Origin of the sequence: Halomonas pelophila (assembly GCF_040196315.1) — a bacterium.
Classification (GTDB): Bacteria; Pseudomonadota; Gammaproteobacteria; order Pseudomonadales; family Halomonadaceae; genus Halomonas; species Halomonas pelophila.
Genome location: NZ_JBEGCI010000013.1, coordinates 18,398 through 39,515, shown reverse-complemented (window position 1 = coordinate 39,515; position 21,118 = coordinate 18,398). Strand labels below are relative to the sequence as shown.

17 protein-coding genes are annotated in these 21,118 nt (G+C 69.8%); 5 read left to right on the top strand and 12 right to left on the bottom strand.

The genetic code is table 11. From position 1 onward, the window contains the following. Positions 1-8: 8 nt before the first annotated feature. From miaA to ABE957_RS14300, 5 genes are read right to left on the bottom strand one after another with little or no spacing between them, the layout of a single operon-like run. Complete coding sequence (gene miaA, locus ABE957_RS14320; RefSeq protein WP_349759333.1) at positions 9-947, bottom strand: tRNA (adenosine(37)-N6)-dimethylallyltransferase MiaA; 939 nt, start codon at positions 945-947, stop codon at positions 9-11. A gap of 16 nt (positions 948-963) precedes the next feature. Then, complete coding sequence (gene mutL, locus ABE957_RS14315; protein WP_349759332.1) at positions 964-2,958, bottom strand: DNA mismatch repair endonuclease MutL; 1,995 nt, start codon at positions 2,956-2,958, stop codon at positions 964-966. Between the two features lie 33 nt (positions 2,959-2,991). After that, positions 2,992-4,464 carry an N-acetylmuramoyl-L-alanine amidase gene (locus ABE957_RS14310; RefSeq protein ID WP_432765422.1) on the bottom strand — a complete coding sequence of 491 codons (1,473 nt, stop codon included), beginning with the start codon at positions 4,462-4,464 and terminating at the stop codon, positions 2,992-2,994. Then, positions 4,461-4,964 (bottom strand): tRNA (adenosine(37)-N6)-threonylcarbamoyltransferase complex ATPase subunit type 1 TsaE, encoded by a 504-nt coding sequence (gene tsaE / locus ABE957_RS14305; RefSeq protein WP_349759331.1) that lies wholly within the window; start codon positions 4,962-4,964, stop codon positions 4,461-4,463. Before tsaE ends, ABE957_RS14310 begins: the two co-directional genes overlap by 4 nt. Next, entirely contained in the window at positions 4,945-6,492 is a 1,548-nt protein-coding gene (locus ABE957_RS14300; RefSeq protein WP_349759330.1) for an NAD(P)H-hydrate dehydratase, read from the bottom strand. Before ABE957_RS14300 ends, tsaE begins: the two co-directional genes overlap by 20 nt. A 99-nt stretch (positions 6,493-6,591) precedes the next feature. Here ABE957_RS14300 and queG point away from each other — a divergent pair, with 99 nt between their 5' ends. Beyond that, positions 6,592-7,689 carry a tRNA epoxyqueuosine(34) reductase QueG gene (gene queG / locus ABE957_RS14295; protein ID WP_349759329.1) on the top strand — a complete coding sequence of 366 codons (1,098 nt, stop codon included), beginning with the start codon at positions 6,592-6,594 and terminating at the stop codon, positions 7,687-7,689. A 276-nt stretch (positions 7,690-7,965) separates the two neighbouring features. Here the strand turns inward: queG and orn are convergent, their stop codons facing one another. Beyond that, positions 7,966-8,565, bottom strand: a complete 600-nt coding sequence (gene orn, locus ABE957_RS14290; protein WP_349759328.1) for an oligoribonuclease — start codon at positions 8,563-8,565, stop codon at positions 7,966-7,968. A gap of 86 nt (positions 8,566-8,651) precedes the next feature. On the opposite strand from orn, the gene rsgA reads away from it, so the two are divergent. From rsgA to asd, 3 genes are all read left to right on the top strand, one after another. Beyond that, positions 8,652-9,698, top strand: a complete 1,047-nt coding sequence (gene rsgA, locus ABE957_RS14285; RefSeq protein ID WP_349759327.1) for a small ribosomal subunit biogenesis GTPase RsgA — start codon at positions 8,652-8,654, stop codon at positions 9,696-9,698. Positions 9,699-9,776: 78 nt separating this feature from the next. Continuing rightward, complete coding sequence (locus ABE957_RS14280; protein WP_349759326.1) at positions 9,777-10,607, top strand: sulfurtransferase; 831 nt, start codon at positions 9,777-9,779, stop codon at positions 10,605-10,607. A 67-nt stretch (positions 10,608-10,674) separates the two neighbouring features. Further along, positions 10,675-11,511 (top strand): archaetidylserine decarboxylase, encoded by an 837-nt coding sequence (asd, locus tag ABE957_RS14275; RefSeq protein WP_349759325.1) that lies wholly within the window; start codon positions 10,675-10,677, stop codon positions 11,509-11,511. A 28-nt stretch (positions 11,512-11,539) separates the two neighbouring features. Here asd and epmA read toward each other — a convergent pair whose 3' ends face one another. Further along, positions 11,540-12,514, bottom strand: coding sequence for an EF-P lysine aminoacylase EpmA (epmA, locus tag ABE957_RS14270; RefSeq protein WP_349759324.1), 975 nt, complete (start codon positions 12,512-12,514; stop codon positions 11,540-11,542). A gap of 217 nt (positions 12,515-12,731) precedes the next feature. Continuing rightward, positions 12,732-13,298 (bottom strand): elongation factor P, encoded by a 567-nt coding sequence (efp, locus tag ABE957_RS14265; RefSeq protein ID WP_349759323.1) that lies wholly within the window; start codon positions 13,296-13,298, stop codon positions 12,732-12,734. A gap of 108 nt (positions 13,299-13,406) precedes the next feature. On the opposite strand from efp, the gene epmB reads away from it, so the two are divergent. Next, complete coding sequence (epmB, locus tag ABE957_RS14260) at positions 13,407-14,444, top strand: EF-P beta-lysylation protein EpmB (protein ID WP_349759322.1); 1,038 nt, start codon at positions 13,407-13,409, stop codon at positions 14,442-14,444. Between the two features lie 109 nt (positions 14,445-14,553). Here the strand turns inward: epmB and leuA are convergent, their stop codons facing one another. From leuA to parC, 4 genes are all read right to left on the bottom strand, one after another. Further along, entirely contained in the window at positions 14,554-16,260 is a 1,707-nt protein-coding gene (gene leuA / locus ABE957_RS14255; protein ID WP_349759321.1) for a 2-isopropylmalate synthase, read from the bottom strand. Between the two features lie 350 nt (positions 16,261-16,610). Beyond that, positions 16,611-17,468, bottom strand: a complete 858-nt coding sequence (locus ABE957_RS14250) for an ion transporter (RefSeq protein ID WP_349759320.1) — start codon at positions 17,466-17,468, stop codon at positions 16,611-16,613. Further along, a complete protein-coding gene (serB, locus tag ABE957_RS14245; RefSeq protein WP_349759319.1) occupies positions 17,465-18,694 on the bottom strand; it encodes a phosphoserine phosphatase SerB in 1,230 nt (409 codons plus the stop codon). Before serB ends, ABE957_RS14250 begins: the two co-directional genes overlap by 4 nt. A 1-nt stretch (position 18,695) precedes the next feature. Continuing rightward, a complete protein-coding gene (parC, locus tag ABE957_RS14240; protein WP_349759318.1) occupies positions 18,696-20,948 on the bottom strand; it encodes a DNA topoisomerase IV subunit A in 2,253 nt (750 codons plus the stop codon). Between the last annotated feature and the right edge of the window lie 170 nt (positions 20,949-21,118).

Genomic DNA, 21,118 nt, shown 5'->3' with positions numbered 1-21,118 from the left:
ATCTTACGCTAAGTGCCGAATTCGCGCACCAGTTTCAGCACCTCGCCCAGCGGGTCGGGCCCCAGGCTGTCGACCCAGTGAAGCCTCGGCCAGCTGCGCATCCAAGTCAGCTGCCGCTTGGCCAGCTGGCGGGTCGCGATGATGCCGAGCCGCTCGAGCTCGGCGCGATCGATCTCGCCCTCGAGGTAGGCCCACACCTGACGATAGCCCACGCTCTTCATCGACGGCAGCGAAGCAGTGAGATCGCCGCGCCCCTTCAGCGCGGCGACCTCGTCGATCAGCCCGGCATCGAGCATCGCCCTGAAGCGCTGGGCGATCCGCTCATGCAGCATGCTGCGATCGACCGGCGCGAGGCCTATCGACAACGTACGAAAGGGAAAGGTTTCCTGGCGCTGCTCACCCCACAGCGCGCTGAGTGAGCGACCGGCGAGCCGGTGGACCTCCAGCGCCCGGGTCAGGCGCTGGGGATCGTTGGGATGAATGCGCGCCGCCGAGACCGGATCGACCCGGGCGAGCTCCTCGTGGAGCGATGCCAGGCCGTGCTCGGCCACCTGACGCTCGAGCTCGGCCCGCACCGCCGGATCGGCGGCCGGCAGGTTGGCCACGCCCTCGAGCAGGCGCTTGAAGTACATCATGGTGCCACCGACCAGCAGCGGCACCCGGCCGGCGGCGGTGATGGCGGCCATCTCGCGCAGCGCATCCTCGCGGAAGTCGGCGGCCGAGTAGGGTTCGGCCGGATCGCGGATATCGATCAGCCGATGCGGCGCGCGGGCGAGCTCCTCGAGCTCCGGCTTGGCACTGCCGATATCGAGGTCGCGATAGACCATCGCCGAATCGACGCTGATCAGCTCGCAGCCGAGGCGCTCGTGCAGCTCGATGGCGAGGTCGGTCTTGCCGGCGGCGGTGGGGCCCATCAGCAGGATGGCGGGGGGGCGGGGGTCGCTCATGGTCGGCTGGTGTCTCTCATTGGCCGCGTAAAAAGAGGCGGTCGAGTTCCTTCATGCTCATCTCGGTCCAGGTGGGGCGGCCGTGATTGCACTGGCCGCTGCGCTCGGTGCGCTCCATGTCGCGCAGCAGGGCATTCATCTCCTCGAGGCCGAGCTGTCGATTGGCGCGCACGCTGCCGTGGCAGGCCATGGTCGCCAGCAGCTCGTTGATACGTGCTTCGACCCGATCGGAGCGCCCGTAGCGCTCCAGGTCGGCGAGCATGTCGCGCACCAGCGGCTCCACGTCGGCATCGGCCAGCAGCACCGGCACCTGGCGCACCAGCAGGGTCTCGGGACCGGCCGCGTCGAGCTCCACCCCGAGGCGCGAGAAGGCCTCGCGCTCGGCCTCGGCGGTCGCCACCTCGGCCGGGCTCGCGGCGAGCGACACCGGCACCAGCAGCGGCTGGGCCTGCAGCCCGGTCGCATCAGTGGCGTCGCCGTGCACCTGGGCCTTCATGCGCTCGTAGACGATGCGCTCGTGGGCGGCATGCATATCCACCACCACCAGGCCGCGTTCGGTCTGGGAGAGGATATAGACGCCGTGCAGCTGGGCCACGGCGTAGCCCAGCGGTGGCGCCCGGGTGGCGTCCTCCTCGGGCATCGCCGGCCGCGAGGTACGCTGTGCCTGGGCGGCGCGGCGCTCGTCGAGGGCCACCCCGGCGGCGCGGCCGCCGGGAGCCGGCGCGGCGGGCTGCGGGGTCAGCAGCGTCTCCTCGTGCTCGGGATGCAGCGCCCGGTAGCCCTCCATGAAGGCCCGCACGCGGTCGGGCGTCACGCCCTCTCGCCCGTCACCGCTGCTGCCACCACTTCTATCACCATGCCCGGCGCCGTGGCCGGGCAGCGCCATGGGCTGCTGCTGCCAGGCCGGGGCGACCTCGCGCACGCCATGATCGTCCGCCGTTTCCTGTCCTTCCTGCCCGTCTTGTCGACGTTCCCCGGCCTCGTCGCGCTCGCCGGGGCGCGCCTCGGCCAGCGCGCGATGCAGGCTCGAGAACAGGAAGTCATGGACCATGCGCCCGTCGCGGAAGCGCACCTCGTGCTTGGTAGGGTGGACGTTGACGTCCACCACCCGCGGGTCGACCTCCAGGTAAAGCACGAACACCGGATGGCGGCCGTGGAAGAGCACGTCGCGGTAGGCCTGACGGATGGCATGGGCCACCAGGCGGTCGCGCACCACGCGGCCGTTGACGAAGAAGTACTGCTGGTCGGCCTGGGCGCGGGAGTGAGTGGGCAGGCCGACCCAGCCCCACAGCCGCAGGCCGCCGACCTCGAGGTCGAGGTGCAGGGCGTTCTCCAGGAAGCCCTTGCCGAGCAGGGCGCCGAGGCGCCGCTCCCGGGTGACCGGATCGTCGCCCGGGGGCAGCTGATGCAGCGTCTTGTGGTTGTGGCGCAGCACCCAGCCGATGTCGAAGCGCGACAGCGCCTGGCGCCGGAAGGCCTCCTCGACGTGGCCGAACTCGGTCTTCTCGGTGCGCAGGAACTTGCGGCGGGCCGGCGTATTGAAGAAGAGGTCGCGCACCGTCAGCGAGGTGCCGCGCGGGTGCGGGGCCGGGGTCACGCGGGGTTCCATCCGTCGCCCCTCGGCGACCACGCGCCAGCCGCTCTGGGGGTCCTCGTCGACGTTGGAGGTGAGCTCCAGGCGCGAGACCGAGCTGATGGAGGCCAGCGCCTCGCCGCGAAAGCCCAGGCTCGCCACGCCCTCGAGCTCCTCGAGGGAGAGGATCTTGCTGGTGGCATGACGCGACAGCGCCAGCGGCAGGTCCTCCTCGCCGATGCCGCTGCCGTCGTCGCGCACCCGGATCAGCCGGGCGCCGCCGTTCTCGAGTTCCACCTCGATGCGGGTGCTGCCGGCGTCGATGGCGTTCTCGACCAGCTCCTTGACCACTGAGGCGGGGCGCTCGACCACCTCGCCGGCGGCGATCTGGTTCGCCAGGCGGGGGTCGAGGATCTGGATATGTCGATTCTCTGGCATGTCGCTCCGGTCAGTTGGCAAGGCGGTTCGAGATCAGGAACGGGGGATGCGCAGCACCTGCCCGACCCGGATCACGTCGCCGTTGAGCTCGTTGGCCTGACGGATCTGGGCCACCGGCACGCCGTGGCGGGCGGCGATCTCCGAGAGGGTATCGCCGGGCTGGATGCGGTACTCGTTGCCCGCGGTGCTGCGGCCGTTATCGCGCTGCCAGGCCAGCAGGCTGGCCGGCGGCGGGTTGCGCTGAAAATGGCCGCGGATGCCGCCGAAGACGGCGTCCATCATCCTCTGCTGGTAGGCCCCATCGCGCAGCCGGCGCTCCTCGCCGGGGTTGGAGATGAAGCCGGTCTCGACCAGCAGCGAGGGAATGTCCGGCGACTTGAGCACCACGAAGCCGGCCTGCTCCACCCGCGACTTGTGCAGCCGATTGACCCGGCCCATGCGATCCAGCACCTGGCCGCCGATGGTCAGGGAGTCGTTGAGGGTCGCGGTCATGGTCAGGTCGAGCAGCACGCCGCGCAGCACCTCGTCCTTGTCGTCCAGCGACAGGCTGCCGTCGACGCCGCCGATCAGGTCGGCCTCGTTCTCGCTGGCGGCGAGCCACTGGGCGGTCTCGGAGGTGGCGCCGCGCTGCGACAGCGCGTAGACGGAGCTGCCGTTGGGCCGCGGGCTGTTGAAGGCGTCGGCGTGGATCGAGACGAAGAAGTCGGCCTTCTGCTCGCGGGCGATGCGGGTGCGCTGGCGAAGGCCGACGTAGTAGTCGCCGTCGCGGATCATCACCGCGCGGAACCCCTCGGTGGCGTTGACCTGGCGGGCGAGGCGCTTGGCCATCTCCAGCACGATGTCCTTCTCGCGGGTGCCGGAGGGGCCGATCGCCCCGGGGTCCTCGCCGCCGTGGCCGGCGTCGACGGCGATGATGATGTCGCGCCGGGGGTGCGGCGTGGCCGGCTCCAGCACGTCGGGCGCGTCGACCTCGGCGGGGTTCTTGCCCTCGACCACGGCCTCGCTGCGCGCGCGCTGGGCGGCGATCTCCTGCTCGCGGATCATCGACTCGATGGGGTCGATGGGGTCCTCGACGGCACTCTCGCCAGGGTATTCCAGATCGACCACCAGGCGGTGGCCGTACTGATCGTTGGGCGCCAGGTTGAAGTGGCGGGGCTCGATCTCCCGCTCGAGCTCCAGCACCACCCGCAGGCCGTTGCCGTCGCGCACGCCGGTGCGCAGGGTGCTAATGGCGCTCCCCTCCAGATCCAGAACGTCGACGCGGGTGTTGAGCCGGCTGTCGTCGAGATCGATCACCAGGCGGCGCGGGTTGTCGAGGCTGAAGACGTTGGCCGTGGCCGGGGAGGAGAGATCGAAGACCAGACGCGCATGGTCGGGCGCCGCCCAGAGGCGCAGGTTATCGACGCTGGCGGCCTGGGCCAGGCCACCCATCAGGGCTCCCGATAGACCGAGCCCCAGCAGGCCGAGGCCGGCCAGCAGCCGCCTTGCGGGTATCGTGGGCTTCATGACGCCGCGTCGCCTTCCTTAGGTGTTAGACAGACCGCCAGCTCGGGCATGCCCGCCAGCCGCTCGAGCACCGTGCGGCCGTGGGCGCTGCGCGCCGCGAGGATCGCCTCGCGGCCCTCGTCGGCCAGGCGCAGGCACACCTCCAGGTCCGGCGCGGGCAGCCAGCCCTCGCCGCGCTCCGGCCACTCGATCACGCAGAGCGCGTCCTCGGCGAGCAGGTCGCGACCGCCGATGAACTCGAGCTCCTCGGGGTCGCCCAGGCGATAGAGGTCGAAGTGGTGCACCAGCACGCCGGTAAGCTCGTAAGGCTCCACCAGGGTGTAGGTCGGGCTCTTGACCGCGCCGGCGTGTCCATAGGCGCGCAGGATGCCGCGGGTCAGGGTCGTCTTGCCGGCGCCCAGTTCGCCGGCCAGGTGCACGCGACCGTGGCCCTCGAGGGCCCGTCCCAGGCAGGCGCCGAAGGCGACCTGGCGGTCTTCGTTATCGAGTCGCAGCAGCATCGTCCTCGCCCTTGCCATCACACACGGTCGGGTTGACCAGAATTCGCGCACAGGATGCCAGATCGCCGGCCAGCAGGCCACGCTCGCCGCCCTCGCGGGCCGCCCGGTCGGCGGCCAGGGCATGCACCAGCACCCCCAGCCGCGCCGCCGTCTCGAGCTCGACCCCCTGGGCCAGCAGCGCGCCGAGGATGCCGGAGAGCGCATCGCCCATGCCGCCGCTGGCCATGCCGGGATTGCCATGGGAGCAGACGGCGAGCCCCTCGGGCCCGGCGATCAGGGTGCCGGCGCCCTTGAGCACCACCACGCCGCCGTAACGGCGCTGCAGCGCCCGGGCCGCGGCAGGCCGGTCAGCCTCCACCTCGCCGGCGGAGCAGCCCAGCAGGCGCGCCGCCTCGCCGGGGTGCGGGGTGAGGATCCAGTCGTCGCGCTGGTGACCCGCGAACCGCGAGGCCAGCAGGTTGAGGCCGTCGGCATCCACCACCAGCGGCCGCGACGCCGCGAGGGCCGCCTGCAGCATGCCCTGCCCCCAGCTGCCCTGCCCCAGGCCCGGCCCGACCACCAGCACGTCGGCGCGCTCCGGCAGCGCCTCGAGATCCCCGGCGCCGCGCACGCCGTGGACCATCACCTCGGGGCGGCGCACCAGGCTCGCGGTGACGTGCTCGGGCGCGGTGGCGAGGCTCACCTTGCCGGCCCCCAGCCGCGCGCAGGCCTCGGCGGCGAGCAGCGCCGCCCCGCCGAACCCCGGCGCCCCGCCGAGCACCAGGGCATGGCCGTAGTCGCCCTTGTGGGCGTCGCGGGGCCGGGGCGGCAGCCAGGCCGCGATCAGCCCGGCCTCCAGCCGGCGAGCGGCGGGAACGAGATCACCCTCGGCCTCGGCATTTACGCCGAGGGCGCAGAACACCGGTTCGCCAACGTGCGCCGGGGCCGCGCCCGTATAGAGGCCCAGCTTGTCGCCGATAAAGGTCACGGTGCGCGTCGCCCGGATCGCGGCGCCGAGCATTGCCCCGGTATCGGCGTGGAGCCCCGAGGGGATGTCGATAGCCAGCACCGGCAGGCCGCTTGCGTTGACGGCCTCGATCGCCTGGCGAGCCGCCCCGCGCACCTCGCCGCCGAGCCCTGTGCCCAGCAGGGCATCGACGACGAGGTCACCCTCGAGGGAAAGACCCTCCCGCCAGGGCTCGGCCGACACCCCGGCCGCCGTGGCCATGTCGGCGGCGCGCCGGGCGTCGCCGGAGAGCTCCGACACCGGCTTGAGCAGCAGGCGCTGCACGGCGAGCCCCTCGGCGGCGGCCAGTGCGGCCAGCACGTGGCCATCGCCGCCGTTGTTGCCGCCGCCGCACAGCACGGTCAGCGACTGGACGTGCGGCCAGCGCGCCCGGAGCTCCTGCCAGGCGGCCGCCGCCGCACGCTGCATCAGGGCAAAGCCCGCGATGCCCCCTGAGATGGTGCGCCGGTCGAGCTCGCGGACCTGCTCGGCGCGATAGAGCGGCCGCAGCGTCGGCGCGGGATGGTCGGCTGGCCGGGTCATGCGGTGTCTCCTCGTTCGGGATGCTTTACCATACCGAGTGTAAATTCTCTGCGCCCCACGCCAAGTCGTGGGGCCGATCTGCATGGTGTTTTCTCGATCATGAGCCCAGTGTCCCCCACGGGTGACGACCCCGACATGGCCGCCCTCGCCGAGAGGATCAAGACCTGGGGCCGCGAGCTCGGCTTCCAGCAGCTGGGCATCACCGACGTCGACCTGGCCGAGGACGAGGCCCACCTTGAAGCCTGGCTGGCCGCCGGCCACCATGGCGAAATGGGCTTCATGGCCAAGCACGGCACCAAGCGCACCCGCCCGGCGGAGCTGGTGCCCGGCACCCGGCGGGTGATCAGCGTGCGCCTGGACTACCTGCCCGCCGAGGTGGAGACCACCAAGGTGCTGGGTCGCCCGTCGCTGGCCTATGTCTCCCGCTACGCCACCGGGCGCGACTATCACAAGCTGATGCGCAAGAGGCTGGCGACGCTCGCCAAGTGGATCGAGGCCGAGGTCGGGTCCTTCGGCTATCGCGCCTTCGTCGACTCCGCCCCGGTGATGGAGCGGGCCCTGGCGCGCAAGGCGGGCCTGGGCTGGTTCGGCAAGAACGCCATGCTGCTCAACCCGCGGGCCGGCTCGCTGTTCTTCCTCGGCGAGCTCTACACCGACCTGCCGCTGCCGGTGGACGCGCCCTTCGAGACCGATCACTGCGGCAGCTGCAGCGCCTGTCGCACGGCCTGCCCCACCGGGGCGATCGTCGAGGACAGGGTGGTCGACGCCCGAGCCTGCATCTCGTACCTGACCATCGAGCTCTTCGGCGCCATCCCGGAGCACTACCGCGAGGCCATGGGCAACCGGGTGTTCGGCTGCGACGACTGCCAGCTGGTCTGTCCCTTCACCCGCTTCGCCAGAGTCAGCCAGGAGCCGGACTTCGCGCCCCGCCACGACCTGGATCGGGCCAGCCTCGTCTCGCTGTTCGCCTGGGGCGAGGAGGAGTTCCTGGAGAAGACCGCCGGCAGCCCGCTTCGCCGCATCGGCTACGAGCGCTGGCTCCGCAACCTGGCCGTGGGGCTCGGCAACGCGCCCTGGAGCCGAGCCGTGGAGGCGGCGCTGATGGCGCGGCTGCCCTACCCCTCCGATCTGGTCCGCGAGCACGTGCGCTGGGCGCTGGCGCGCCAGCGCGAGAAGAGGCAGGCGCGCATCGCCTGAGCCTGAGCCTGAGCCTGCCAATGGTGAACGCGGCTTGACCGGCGACGGCTCTCCTAGGAGGCGCTGTGAACCCTTCCCTGGGCGCTACATTTGCCCTGCTTCACTCTCGCATCCTGCTCCGCTTGCAGGACCGGTGATGGCCATCCATGGCCAGCCCGTTCGGAGGAATCCTCCTCACCCATGGCAAATGACCTCCTCTACGAGCCCTCCCCGGCGCCGCTCTCTCCCCGCCCGTTACCGCTCTGCTCGGCGCCCGGCGCTTGCAGCTCGGCGCAGTTATTCCTCCTCGTCGCTCTGCTCGTCGGCCGTCTTGAGGAAGGTGGTGCGGTAGTGGGCGAGCTCGGCGATGGACTCGCGGATATCGTCCATGGCGAGGTGCACGTTGCGCTTCTGGAAGCCCGCCAGGGCGCCAGGATTCCAGCGCTTGGCGATCTCCTTGAGGGTGGAAACGTCCAGGTTGCGATAGTGGAAGAAGGCCAGCAGCTCGGGCATCTCGCGCTCCAGGAAGCGGCGATCCTGATGGATGCTGTTGCCGCACATCGGCGAGGCGCCGGCCTCGACGTGGGCGGCAAGGAACTCGAGGGTGCGCCGTTCGGCCTCGGCGGTATCGACCCGGCTCTCCTTGACCCGCTGCACCAGCCCGGAGGCGCCGTGGGTCCGGGTGTTCCAGTCGTCCATGGCGTCCAGCAGCGCATCGGGCTGGTGCACCGCGATCACCGGCCCCTCGGCGACCGTGTTGAGGTCCGCGTCGGTGACCAGAGTGGCGATCTCGATGATGCGCTCGCGGTTCGGGTCGAGCCCGGTCATCTCCAGGTCGATCCAGATCAGGCGCTGGCGGCGCGCATCGGCGGTGGCGGGCGTGGCGTGCTCGGTCATGGGAAATCCTTGCGGGGCGGCGGCTGGCGACAGCGGGCGCCTTGGGTGAGTACAATGCGCCCTATTGTAGCGAGCTTCGGGCCCCCATGAGCAAACGCAAGTTGAGCCGCCAGCAGCGCTGGCGCATCGAGAAGGTCCAGGCCGAGCGCGCCCGTCGCGCCGATCGGCGCGACTCCCAGGACAGCGACAAGCTGGCCGCCGGCGAGTACGGACCGGAACAGAACGGCCGCGTGATCGCCCACTTTGGCCGCACCCTGGACGTGCGCCCCGACGAGGGCGGCGCGGCCGTGCGCTGCCACCTGCGCGCCAACCTCGAGGGGCTGGTCACCGGCGACCGGGTGATCTGGCGCGCCGCCCATGACGCCCGCGACGGCGTGGTGGTGGCCCGGGGCGAGCGGACCAGCGTGCTGGAGCGCCCCGACCCCCGCGGCCAGCTGAAGCCGGTGGCCGCCAATATCGACCAGATCCTGATCGTCTTCGCGGTGGAGCCCGCGCCCCACGCCAACCTGATCGACCGCTACCTGGTGGCCGCCGAGGCCACCGGCATCGCCCCGGTGCTGGTGCTCAACAAGATCGACCTGCTGCCGGAGCACGGCGGCGAGCTGCGCGGGCTGCTGGCCCGCTACGAGGGGCTGGGCTACCCGGTGGTCACCACCACCACCGAGCGAGAGGGCGGGCTCTCGGCGCTCTACGCGCGGCTGGCGGGGCGCACCTCGGTGTTCGTCGGCCAGAGCGGCGTGGGCAAGTCGTCGCTGATCGACCGTCTGCTCCCGGATGAGGAGCTGCGCATCGGCGCGCTCTCCGAGGACTCCCGCAAGGGCCGCCACACGACCACCACCGCGCGGCTCTACGCCCTGCCCGAACCGGATGACGGGGCATCGCCCGAGGCCGGGCGAGGCGAGCTGATCGACTCCCCCGGGATCCGCGAGTTCGGCCTGACCCACCTGGACGAGCAGCAGGTCACCGAGGGCTTCATCGAGTTTCGCGAGGTGCTGGGGCACTGTCGCTTTCGCGACTGCCGCCACCGCCAGGAGCCGGGCTGCGCCCTGCTCGCCGCCGTGGAGCGGGGCGAGATCCACCCCGAGCGCTTCGCCAGCTACCGACGCATCGTCGAGAGCCTCGAGGCGAGCTGACGCCTGAGGCGAGTCCCGGGCAACCGCCGCGAGAGGCGGGCGCCCGCACCGAGGAGCCTACCTCAAGGAGAGTGTGCCATGAGTTCCGAAGACAACCTGCTCCCGCTGATCATCGAGCCCGACCAGCTTGCCGCCCGGCTCGACGAGCCGTCGCTTTTGATCATCGACGTGCCCGCCCGGGCCGAGAGCCATGGCGAGGGCCACGTGCCCGGCGCCCTCTTCCTGGATCATCGCCTGCTGCTGGCCGGCGAAGGCGAGGTGCCCAACGAAGTGCCGTCGGTCGGGGCGCTCTCGCGGCTGTTCTCCTCACTCGGCCTGACCCGCGACACTCACGTGGTGGCCTACGATGACGAGGGCGGCGGCTGGGCCGGGCGCCTGCTGTGGACCCTGGAGCTGATCGGTCACACCCGCTACTCCTACCTCAACGGCGGCCTTCACGCCTGGCGCGAGGCCGGCCATCCCGTTTCCACCGAGACGCGGGCGCCCGAGCCCAGCGACTACCGGGCCGAGATCCTCCATCCCGAGGTTGCCATCGATCGCCTCGAGCTGCAGGAGCGTCTCGGCGAGAAGGGCTTCGCGATCTGGGATGCCCGCTCGCGGGCCGAGTACGACGGCGAGAAGGGCAACAATCGTCGCCTGGGCCACATGCCCGGGGCGGTTAACATGGAGTGGACCGACGCCATGGATCGCGAGCGCGGGCTGCGCATCCGCGACTATGCCGAGCTCATCACGGAACTCGAGACCCTGGGAATGACCCCGGACATGGAGATCATCACCCACTGCCAGAGCCACCACCGCAGCGGCTTCACCTGGCTGGTGGGCAAGGCGCTGGGCTTCGAGAAGATCCGCGCCTACGCCGGCTCCTGGAAGGAATGGGGCAACCGCGACGACACGCCCATCGAGACCTGATAGCCAATGCCTCCGGCCACGCCTGGGCGTGGCCTTCTCCACCCGACTTCCTGATGGACGACTGCCCTTGTCACTCGCTCGACTCTTTGCCCTGATCCAGTATCCCCTGCCCCACCACCTGCTCTCGCGACTGGTGGGCCGGCTCGCCGACTGCCAACAACCCTGGCTGAAGAATGCCCTGATCCAGGCCTTCATCCGCCAGTTCAAGGTCGACATGGACGAGGCCGCCGAGCCAGAACCGACGGCCTACGCAACCTTCAACGACTTCTTCACCCGCGCCCTCGAGGATGACGCTCGCCCCATCGGCGAGGGCGTGGTCTCCCCCGCCGACGGCACCCTCTCGCAGTTCGGCCCCATCGAGGCCGGCCAGCTGATCCAGGCCAAGGGCCACCGCTTCTCGGCCATGGAACTGCTCGGCGGCGACGGCGAGGCGGCCAGGCGCTATCTGGGCGGCAGCTTCGCCACCGTCTACCTGTCGCCGAGCGATTACCACCGGGTGCACATGCCGATCGGCGGCACCCTGACCGAGATGGTCTACGTGCCGGGGCGCCTCTTCTCGGTGAACGCCGCCACCACCCACCACGTGCCCAACCTCTTCGCCCGCAACGAGCGGCTGGTGTGTCACTTCGACACCGAGCACGGCCCCATGGTGATGGTGCTGGTGGGCGCGATGATCGTCGCCGCCATCGAGACGGTGTGGGCGGGGCAGATCACTCCCCTGCCCCGCGGCGGCGTGCAGCGCATCCGCTTCGACACCCCGGTGCGCCTGGCCAAGGGCGAGGAGATGGGCCGCTTCAAGCTCGGCTCCACCGTGGTGATGGGGTTCGCCGAGCCGGTGGACTTTGCGGGCCTCGCGCCCGAGCAGAAGGTGCGCATGGGCGAGCGACTCGGCGAGTTCGACTGAGGCAGGGCACCTTCTGGCGTCGCGCGAATCAGGCGCGAGGGGTGGCGAAGGCCATCACCTCCGCCACGCACTCCTTGCCGAGCGCCAGCTGAATCAGCCGGTCGAGCCCCAGCGCCACGCCGCTGCCGACCGGAAGACCACTCTCCAAGGCCGCCAGCAGGCGCTCGTCCACCGCCACCTCGGGAAGTCCGAAGGCTCGCCGGGCGGCGTTGTCCTCGGTGAAGCGCGCGCGCTGCTCCGCGGCGTCGGTGAGCTCGTCGTAGCCGTTGGCAAGCTCGAGCCCGCCGAGATAGAGCTCGAAGCGCGAGGCCACCCGTGCGCCATCCTCCGCGTCGCGATGATGGCGCGCCAAGGCGGCCTGGCTGGCCGGGTAGTCGACCACCGCGTCGAGCCCGTCGCGGCCCAGATCCGGCTCGATGACGAGGCTCATCAGCAGGTCCAGGCAGCCGTCGCGATCGCTGTCGGCCATCGCGAGCCCGCCCCGCTCGCCGGCCAGCCGGCGTAGCGCCTCCAGGGGCACCGTAAAGGGGTCGATGCCCAGCTTCTCGCGAAAGAGCTCGCGGTAGCGGTGCCGGCGCAGCGGCCCGGGGTCGCGGCCGAGCACTTGGGCCACCAGCGCGGCGGTCTCCTCGATCAGCGCCTCGAGGCCGAGGCCCGGGCGATACCACTCCAGCATGGTGAACTCGAGGTTGTGGCGTCGCCCCACCTCGCCGTCGCGAAAGCTGCGCGCCAGCTGGAAAATCGACCCGCTGCCGGCGGCCAGGAGCCGCTTCATGGCGAACTCCGGAGAGGTCTGCAGCCACAGCCGCTCGCGGCCGGCCGGGGTGAGCGCCTCGGCCGAGAGAGAGGCCAGATGCACCTCGGTGCTGCCGCCGTGGCCGAGCACCGGGGTCTCCACCTCCCATACGTCGCGCTCGGCGAAGAAGCAGCGCACCTCGGCAATCAGCCGCGCACGCTCGCGCAGGGTCCTAATAGTCGCCGTGGGGCGCCAGTCGACTGTCATGTCACGACCTCCAGAACCAACAAGGCCACGCCCATTAGCGTGGCCTTAATAGTGCAGAGCTGCGGCTTATCCGGCGACAGGTCCGAAGGCGGAGGCGCTGTAAACCCCTCCCTGGGCGCTACCGATGCCATCCCTGGCATAGGACCTCCGCTTCGGCCTGCCCCCTCAGCCGCGCGTAGCTCGTAGCTCGTAGCTCGTAGCTCGTAGCTCGATGTAATCAAGCCCGAGAAACGTACTCGCCGTTGCGCGTATCCACCTTCAGCACCTCACCCTCATTGATGAACAGCGGCACGCGAACCACGGCGCCGGAGGAGAGGGTCGCCGGCTTGGAGCCGCCCTGGGCGGTATCGCCCTTGAGGCCCGGGTCGGTCTCGGTGACCTGCAGCTCGATGAAGTTCGGCGGGGTGACGTTGATGACGTTGTCGTTCCACAGCGTCACGGTGTAGGCCACCTGCTCCTTGAGCCACTTCTCGGTGTCGCTCAGGGCCTTCTTCTCCACGGCGTACTGCTCGAAGGAGCCGTCGGTCTTCATGAAGTACCACATGTCACCGTCGGTGTAGAGGTACTCCATCTCCAGCTCCATGACGTCGGCGGCCTCCAGGGAGTCGCCGGACTTGAAGGTGCGTTCCCAGACGCGGCCGGTCATCAGGTTGCGCAGCTTGACGCGGTTGAAGGCCTGACCCTTGCCCGGCTTGACGAGCTCGTTCTCGACGATGCTGCACGGATCGCCGTCGAGCATCACCTTCAGACCGCCCTTGAATTCGTTGGTAGAATAGTTGGCCATGATCGCTTATCCATATCCGAGCGTGCCACCGGCAATGGCCGGCGGCACGCGCAAGCAGATGAAGTGTCACGGGGGCCCGGCCCCCGTACGCATTGACTGGTGTGCCGCATGATAACCCGAAGCAGCGCCCTTTTGCAGCGCCCCGCCCCGGAGACCAAGCCCCTGCCAGTGCAGGCGCGCTGGCAGACCCAGCTGGCCGGGGCGATCCGCGACCCCCGCGAGCTGTGCCGTCGCCTGAGCCTCGACGCGACCTGGCAAGACGGCGCCGAACGGGGCCATGCGCTTTTCGAGGTGCGGGTGCCCGAGGCCTACCTGGCGCGCATCCGCCCCGGTGATCCGGCCGACCCCTTGCTGCGCCAGGTAATGCCGCTCATGGAGGAAGACCGCCCGGTGGCCGGCTACGTGGCCGACCCCCTGGCCGAGGCCGAGCATGCCCCAGCCAAGGGACTGATCCACAAGTACGCCGGCCGCGTGCTGCTGATCACGAGCCCCGCCTGCGCGGTGAACTGCCGCTACTGCTTTCGCCGACACTTCCCCTATGAGGAGAACGCCCCCTCGCGGGCGCAGTGGGAGCAGAGCCTCGACTACCTCCGGGAGGATGCGACGATCCGCGAGGCGATCCTCTCCGGCGGCGATCCCCTGGCCGCCAGCGATCGCCAGCTCGCCTGGCTGGTCGCGCGGCTCGAGGCCATCCCGCACCTCAAGCGCCTGCGCCTGCACACGCGCCTGCCGGTGGTGATTCCCGACCGCATCGACGCTGCCCTGCTCGACTGGCTCGGGGCGACCCGGCTGCAGAAGGTGATGGTGCTGCACATCAACCATGCCCAGGAGATCGACGAAGCAGTGGTAGCGGCCTGTGAGCGGCTCAAGGCGGCGGGGGTGACGCTGCTCAACCAGAGCGTGCTGCTGCGCGGGGTGAACGACGATGTCGATACGCTGGCCGCGCTCTCCGAGCGGCTCTTCGAGGCGGACATCCTGCCCTACTACCTGCACGTGCTCGACCCGGTGGCCGGCGCCGCGCACTTCGACGTGGCAGACGACGAGGCCCGCGAACTGGTCGCGGGCCTGCGCGAGATGCTGCCGGGCTTCCTGATGCCGCGGCTGGTCCGGGAGATTCCCGGCGAGGCCAGCAAGACGCCGCTGTAACCCAGGACCCCGCCAGGCACCCCGCCCCGAGGTGGCCACCTACAAAAGCGCGGCCCCGCCAGAGAATGGCGGGGCCGCGCGTTGACGGGAGTGGCTCAGCCGCTGTGGATCAGGCCAGCGTCTCGGCGGTGACGTTGGGCGCCGGCGCCTCGGTGGAGAGCTTGCGGTTGATGGCGCTCATCACTCCCTTGATGGAGGCGCTGGTGATGCTCTCGTCGGTGCCGACGCCGAACACCGCCTCGCCGCCGACGCGCACTTCCACGTAGGCGATCGCCTCGGCGTCGGCGCCCTGGCCGCGGGAGTGCTCGTGGTAGTCGATGATCTCCACGTCGTGGCCTTCGGCGGCCAGCGCCTTGACGAAGGCGGCCAGCGGGCCGTTGCCCTGCCCCTGGATGGTGCGGCGCTCGCCATACTCCTCGATGGTCGCCTCGAGGCTCACGGTCGGGCTGTCCGGCTCCGAGGACATGCGATGGCTGATCAGGGCGAAGGGCTCGCGCTGCTCCAGGTATTCGTCGAGGAAGGCCTGGTAGATCATCTGCGAGGTGATCTCCTTGCCCAGCCGATCGGCGACTTCCTGGACCACCTGGCTGAACTCGATGGAGAGACGGCGCGGCAGCTCGATGCCGTGCTCCTGCTCGAGCAGGTAGGAGATGCCACCCTTGCCGGACTGGCTGTTGACGCGGATCACCGCCTCGTAGCTGCGGCCGACGTCCAGCGGGTCGATGGGCAGGTAGGGCACCTCCCAGAGGTCGTGCGGGGCCTCGCGGCGTGCGGCCATGCCCTTCTTGATCGCGTCCTGGTGGGAGCCGGAGAAGGCGGTGAACACCAGGTCGCCCACGTAGGGGTGGCGCGGGTGCACCGGCAGCTGGTTGCAGTACTCCACCTCGCGCATGATCGGGGTGATGTTGGAGAAGTCGAGCCTCGGGTGCACGCCCTGGGTATAGAGGTTCATGGCCAGGGTGACGAGGTCGACGTTGCCGGTGCGCTCGCCGTTGCCGAACAGGCAGCCCTCGACCCGATCGGCGCCGCCCATCACGGCGAGCTCGGCGGCGGCCACGCCGGTGCCGCGGTCGTTATGCGGATGGACGCTGACGATCAGGTGGTCGCGATGACGGATATGGCGGCAGAACCACTCCACCTGATCGGCGTAGTTGTTGGGTGTCGCACACTCCACGGTGGCCGGCAGGTTGACGATCATCGGCGCCTCGGCGGTGGCACCGAAGGTGGCCTCCACGGCGTCGACGATCTCCACGGCGAAATCCATCTCGGTGGTGGAGAAGAGCTCCGGCGAGTACTGGAAGGTCCAGTGGGTCTCCGGCGCCGCCGCCATGTGCTCGCGGATCCGGGTGGTGGCGTCCACGGCGATCTGGATGCACTCGCTCTTGCCGACGTTGAACACCACGCGGCGGAACACCGGGTCGGTGGCGTTGTACACATGGACGATGGCGTTCTTCGCCCCCTTCAGGGCCTCGAAGGTGCGATCGATCAGGTGCGGACGGGCCTGGGTGAGCACCTGGATCTGCACGTCGTCCGGCACCTTGTCCTCCTCGATCAGGGCGCGCACGAAGTCGAAGTCGGTCTGGGAGGCCGAGGGGAAACCCACCTCGATCTGCTTGAAGCCGATCTTCACCAGCAGGTCGAAGAGGCGCTGCTTGCGCTCCTGGTCCATGGGATCGATCAGCGCCTGGTTGCCGTCGCGCAGGTCGACGGCGCACCACTGGGGCGGCGCCTCGATGCGCCGGCTCGGCCACTGGCGGTCGGGCAGGTCGACGGCCACGAAGGGGCGGTACTTGGTAGCGGGGTTATCGAGCATCATGGTGGCGTTCTCCCAGGTGAGCGGCGGCGTTCAGAAACGGTACGTCAGAAACAGCGACGCCCCGTCGGCCAGGGGCGGACGGGGCGTCGTGGAAGTCGGTATCGTCGCACACGGCCATATGGGATGCCTGGCGGCACCCGTGGGCGATGGCAACAACGGCAATGTTCATGGCGCGGATACTGCGGGTGGTGGACATGCTACAACCTCGTTTCGACCGGGACGTGCTCTCTAGCGGTGGGCGAGGCGACGGCGATGCGGACTGCACCGCCCGTCGCGCTCAGCGGCGGGCTAGGGGTAGTCGTAGGTCGAGAACGAGGTGGCGCGATGTCGTGTTCATGACCCCTAGAAGATCAGTCTTGCTCGCGCCTGTCAACTCCACTCCCCTCCCGTCGAGCGCCCAGCGCCGCCTCCATGCGGTCGAGCTGGTCGCGCAGCGAGCGCACGTCGTTGCGCAGCCCGTGCAGCTCCGCGGCCTCGCCCTTCCCGCTCTCGATCTCCATCTGCACGCTCTCCTTCTGCATCACGTCGAGCACGATGCCGATCATCATGTTGAGAAAGATGAAGGCGGTCAGGAAGATGAAGGTCAGGTAGTAGATCCAGCTCCAGGCATGCAGCTCCTGGGTGGCATACATCACGTCCGTCCAGTCCTCGAAGGTGGCGATCCGGAACAGGGTCAGCATGGAGATCGAGATGTTGCCCCACAGGACTTCGTCGACCTCGGCGAACAGGAAGCTGCCGAGCGCCGCATAGATGTAGAAGATGATGAACATCAGCAGCGCCACGTAGCCCATGCGCGGGATCGACTTGACCAGCGCCGCCATCAGCAGGCGCAGCTCCGGGATCATCGAGACCAGGCGCAGCACCCGGAAGATGCGCAGCAGCCGCGCCAGCAGCACCATCTCCGAGTCGTCCAGGGGAATCAGGCTCGCGGTCACGATCAGGAAGTCGAAGACGTTCCAGCCCCGGCGGAAGAAGTCGCGCAGGTGCTTCTCGGCGCCCATGCGGATCAGGATCTCCACCAGGAAGAACACCGTGACCGCCACGTCCATCGCCAGCAGCCACTGCTCGAAGCGCCCGGTCTCCTCGTAGGTCTTGGCCCCGATCAACAGCGCCGAGAGGATGATGATGGTGATGACCGTCAGCTCGAAGGCCTTGTGGGCGCGCAGGCGCTCGACGTGCCCCCGCCAGGTCTCGAAGGTAGTGCTCACCGCGACGGCTCCTCCAGGTCGCCCTGGCGATAGCCGATCAGGTAGAGCACCGCATCGAGCCCCAGGGTGGAGATCGAGTGGCTGGCCTGCTGGCGCACCAGCGGCTTGGCGCGGAAGGCGATGCCGAGCCCGGCGGCGGCGAGCATCTTCAGGTCGTTGGCGCCGTCGCCCACGGCGATGGTCTGCTCCATGGAAAGCCCCTCGCGCTCGGCGATCTGGCGCAGCAGCTCGGCCTTGCGGTCGGCGTCGAGGATCGGCTCGCGCACCTCGCCGGTGACCTTGCCGTTCTCGATCAGCAGCTCGTTGGCGTGCACCTCGTCGAAGCCGAGGGTCTCCTGCAGGTGGCGGGCGAAGTAGGTGAAGCCGCCGGAGAGGATCGCCGTGCGATAGCCCAGGCGCTTGAGCTGGCGCATCAGCCGCTCAACGCCATCCATCAGCGGCAGCGACTCGGCGATCTCGGCGAGCACCGCCTCGTCGAGGCCGCGGAGCTTCGCCATGCGCTCGCGGAAGCTCTGCTGGAAGTCCAGCTCGCCGCGCATGGCCCGCTCGGTGACCGCCGCCACCTCGTCGCCCACGCCGTGGCGCCGCGCCAGCTCGTCGATCACCTCGGTCTGGATCAGGGTCGAGTCCATGTCGAAGCAGACCAGCCGGCGATGGCGACGCCAGATGGAGTCCTCCTGGATGGCGATGTCCACCCCGTGCATGGCGCCGAGCGCCAGGGCCTTCTCGCGCAGGGCGTCGAGATCGACCTCCTCGCCGCGCAGCCAACACTCCACGCAGGCGCCCTGGATGGCGTCGTGTTCCCCGGGCACGCCGCCGTCCAGCGGCTCACGGCCGGAGAGGCGATGGATCAGCTCCACGGTCAAGCCGTGCTCGGCGGTCAGCGCGCCGACCTCGGCGAGGATCCCGGCGGGCAGGTGCGGCGCCAGCAGGGTCAGGATCAGCCGCGGCTGGCTGGCCGTCGCACTCCAGCGCTGGTAGTCCTCGGCGCTGACCTGAATCGCCTGGATATCGAGCCCCAGGGCATCGCCGGCCGTGGCGAGCGCGCCCTCCAGGTCGCTCTCGTGGGCGAGCCCCACCAGCGCCTCCAGCGACAGGATGCCGAAGGTCACGCTCTGGTTGATGTCCAGCAGGCGGGCGCCGCTGGCCGCCAGCGCCTTACCCAGGCCGGCCAGCTGGCCGGGGCGCGCCGTGCCGGTGGCACGGATCAGCAATCGTCTCGTCATGTCACTCTTCCACGTCCAGGCGGTCGACCTTCTGCAGGCCTCGGGGCAGCTTGCTGCCCCGCCGGCCGCGCTCACCGCGATAATAGTCCAGGTCCGCCGCCTTGAGGGTCAGCTTGCGCTTGCCGGCGTGCACCACCAGGGCGGCGCCGGCCGGCAGTACCACCAGGTCGCGCAGGAACTCCTCGCGACGGGCGGCCCGGGCGCCGGGGATGTCGATCATCTTGTTGCCCTTGCCCTTGGCCATCTCGGGCAGCTGGGCGAGGGGGAAGACCAAGAGCCGTCCCTCGTTGGAGACCGCCGCCACGCTGGCGTCCTCCGGCGACGACACCTCCAGCGGCGGCAGCACGTTGCAGCCCTTGGGCACGCTGAGGATCGCCTTGCCGGACTTGTTCTTGCCGGTGAGCTCCTCGAGCCGGGCGACGAAGCCGTAGCCGCCGTCCGAGGCCAGCAGGTAGCGGGTCTCGGGCGGTGCCAGCATCAGGCCCGCCATGTGTGCCCCGGCCACCACGTTGACCCGACCGGTGACCGGCTCGCCCTGGCCGCGGGCGCTGGGCAGGTTGTGGGCCTGCAGGGTATAGGCGCGGCCGGTGTCGTCGAGCAGCACCAGCGGCTGATTGGTCTTGCCCCGGGCGGCAAGGTGAAAGCGATCGCCGGCCTTGTAGGAGAGCCCGGCGGGATCGATCTCGTGGCCCTTGGCGCTGCGGATCCAGCCCTTCTCGGAGAGCACCACGGTGACCGGATCGGCGCCGACCAGTTCGACCTCGGAGAGCGCCTTCGCCTCCTGGCGCTCGACCAGCGGCGAGCGACGCGCGTCGCCGTGCGCCTCACCGGCCTCGCGCAGCTCCTGCTCGATCAGGTCGGTAAGCTTGGCCTCGTTGCCGAGCAGCTCCTGCAGACGCTTGCGCTCGGCCTCCAGGTCGTCCTGCTCGCCGCGGATCTTCATCTCCTCGAGCTTGGCGAGGTGGCGCAGGCGCAGCTCGAGGATCGCCTCGGCCTGGCGGTCGCTGAGGCCGAAGGCCTCGATCAGCGCGGCCTTGGGCTCGTCCTCCTCGCGGATGATGCGGATCACCTCGTCGAGGTTGAGGTAGGCGGCCAGCAGGCCCTCGAGGATATGCAGGCGGTCCTCGACCTTGCCCAGGCGGTGCTCGAGGCGCCGGCGCACCGTGGCACGGCGGAAACGCAGCCACTCGCCGAGCAGGTCGGGCAGCGGCATCACCCGCGGCCGGCCGTCCAGGCCGATCACGTTCATGTTGACGCGAATGTTCTTCTCGAGGTCGGTGGTGGCGAAGAGGTGCGCCATCAGCGCCTCGACGTCGACGCGGTTAGAGCGCGGCTCGATCACCAGCCGGGTCGGCTCCTCGTGGGTCGACTCGTCACGCAGGTCGGCCACCATGGGCAGCTTCTTGGCCTGCATCTGGGCGGCGATCTGCTCGAGCACCTTGGCGCCGCTGACCTGGTAGGGCAGCGCGGTGACCACCACGTTGCCCTCCTCGCGCACGTAGCGCCCGCGCAGCTTCACCGAACCACGCCCGCACTCGTAGAGCTTTCGCAGGTCGGCCCGGGAGGTGATGATCTCCGCCTCGGTGGGGAAGTCCGGCGCCGGCAGGTACTCGAGCAGGTCGACGGTGGTCGCCTCGGGATGGCGCAGCAGATGGCAGGTGGCCTCGACCACCTCGCCCACGTTGTGGGGCGGGATGTCGGTGGCCATGCCCACGGCGATGCCGGTGCCGCCGTTGAGCAGCACGTGGGGCAGCCGCGCCGGCAGCACCACCGGCTCGTTCATGGTGCCGTCGAAGTTGGGGGTCCAGTCGACGGTGCCCTGGCCGAGCTCGGCGAGCAGCACCTCGGCGAACTTCGACAGCCGCGCCTCGGTGTAGCGCATGGCGGCGAAGGACTTGGGATCGTCGGGACTGCCCCAGTTGCCCTGGCCGTCGACCAGCGGGTAGCGATAGCTGAACGGCTGGGCCATCAGCACCATCGCCTCGTAGCAGGCGCTGTCGCCGTGGGGGTGGAACTTGCCCAGCACGTCGCCGACGGTGCGCGCCGACTTCTTGTACTTGGCGTTAGCCGACAGCGCCAGCTCGCGCATGGCGTAGACGATGCGTCGCTGCACCGGCTTCATGCCGTCGCCGATATGGGGCAGGGCCCGATCGAGGATGACGTACATCGAGTAGTCGAGGTACGCCTTCTCGGTGTACTCGCGCAGCGAGAGACGTTCGACGTCGCCTTCCGCCACCTGGATATCCATGGTCATACGATATGCCCTTGGTCAGGGTTCAAAATCTGTGTCCGCCAACCGCGGCTGTTCCGGCGACAGGCCCCGAAGTGTCGGACCATCGTGGAGGCGCTGTGAACCCTTCCTTGGGCGCTACCTTTTCCCTCCCTGGGAAAGGACCTCCCCTTCGACCTGTCCCCGGCGCCGCT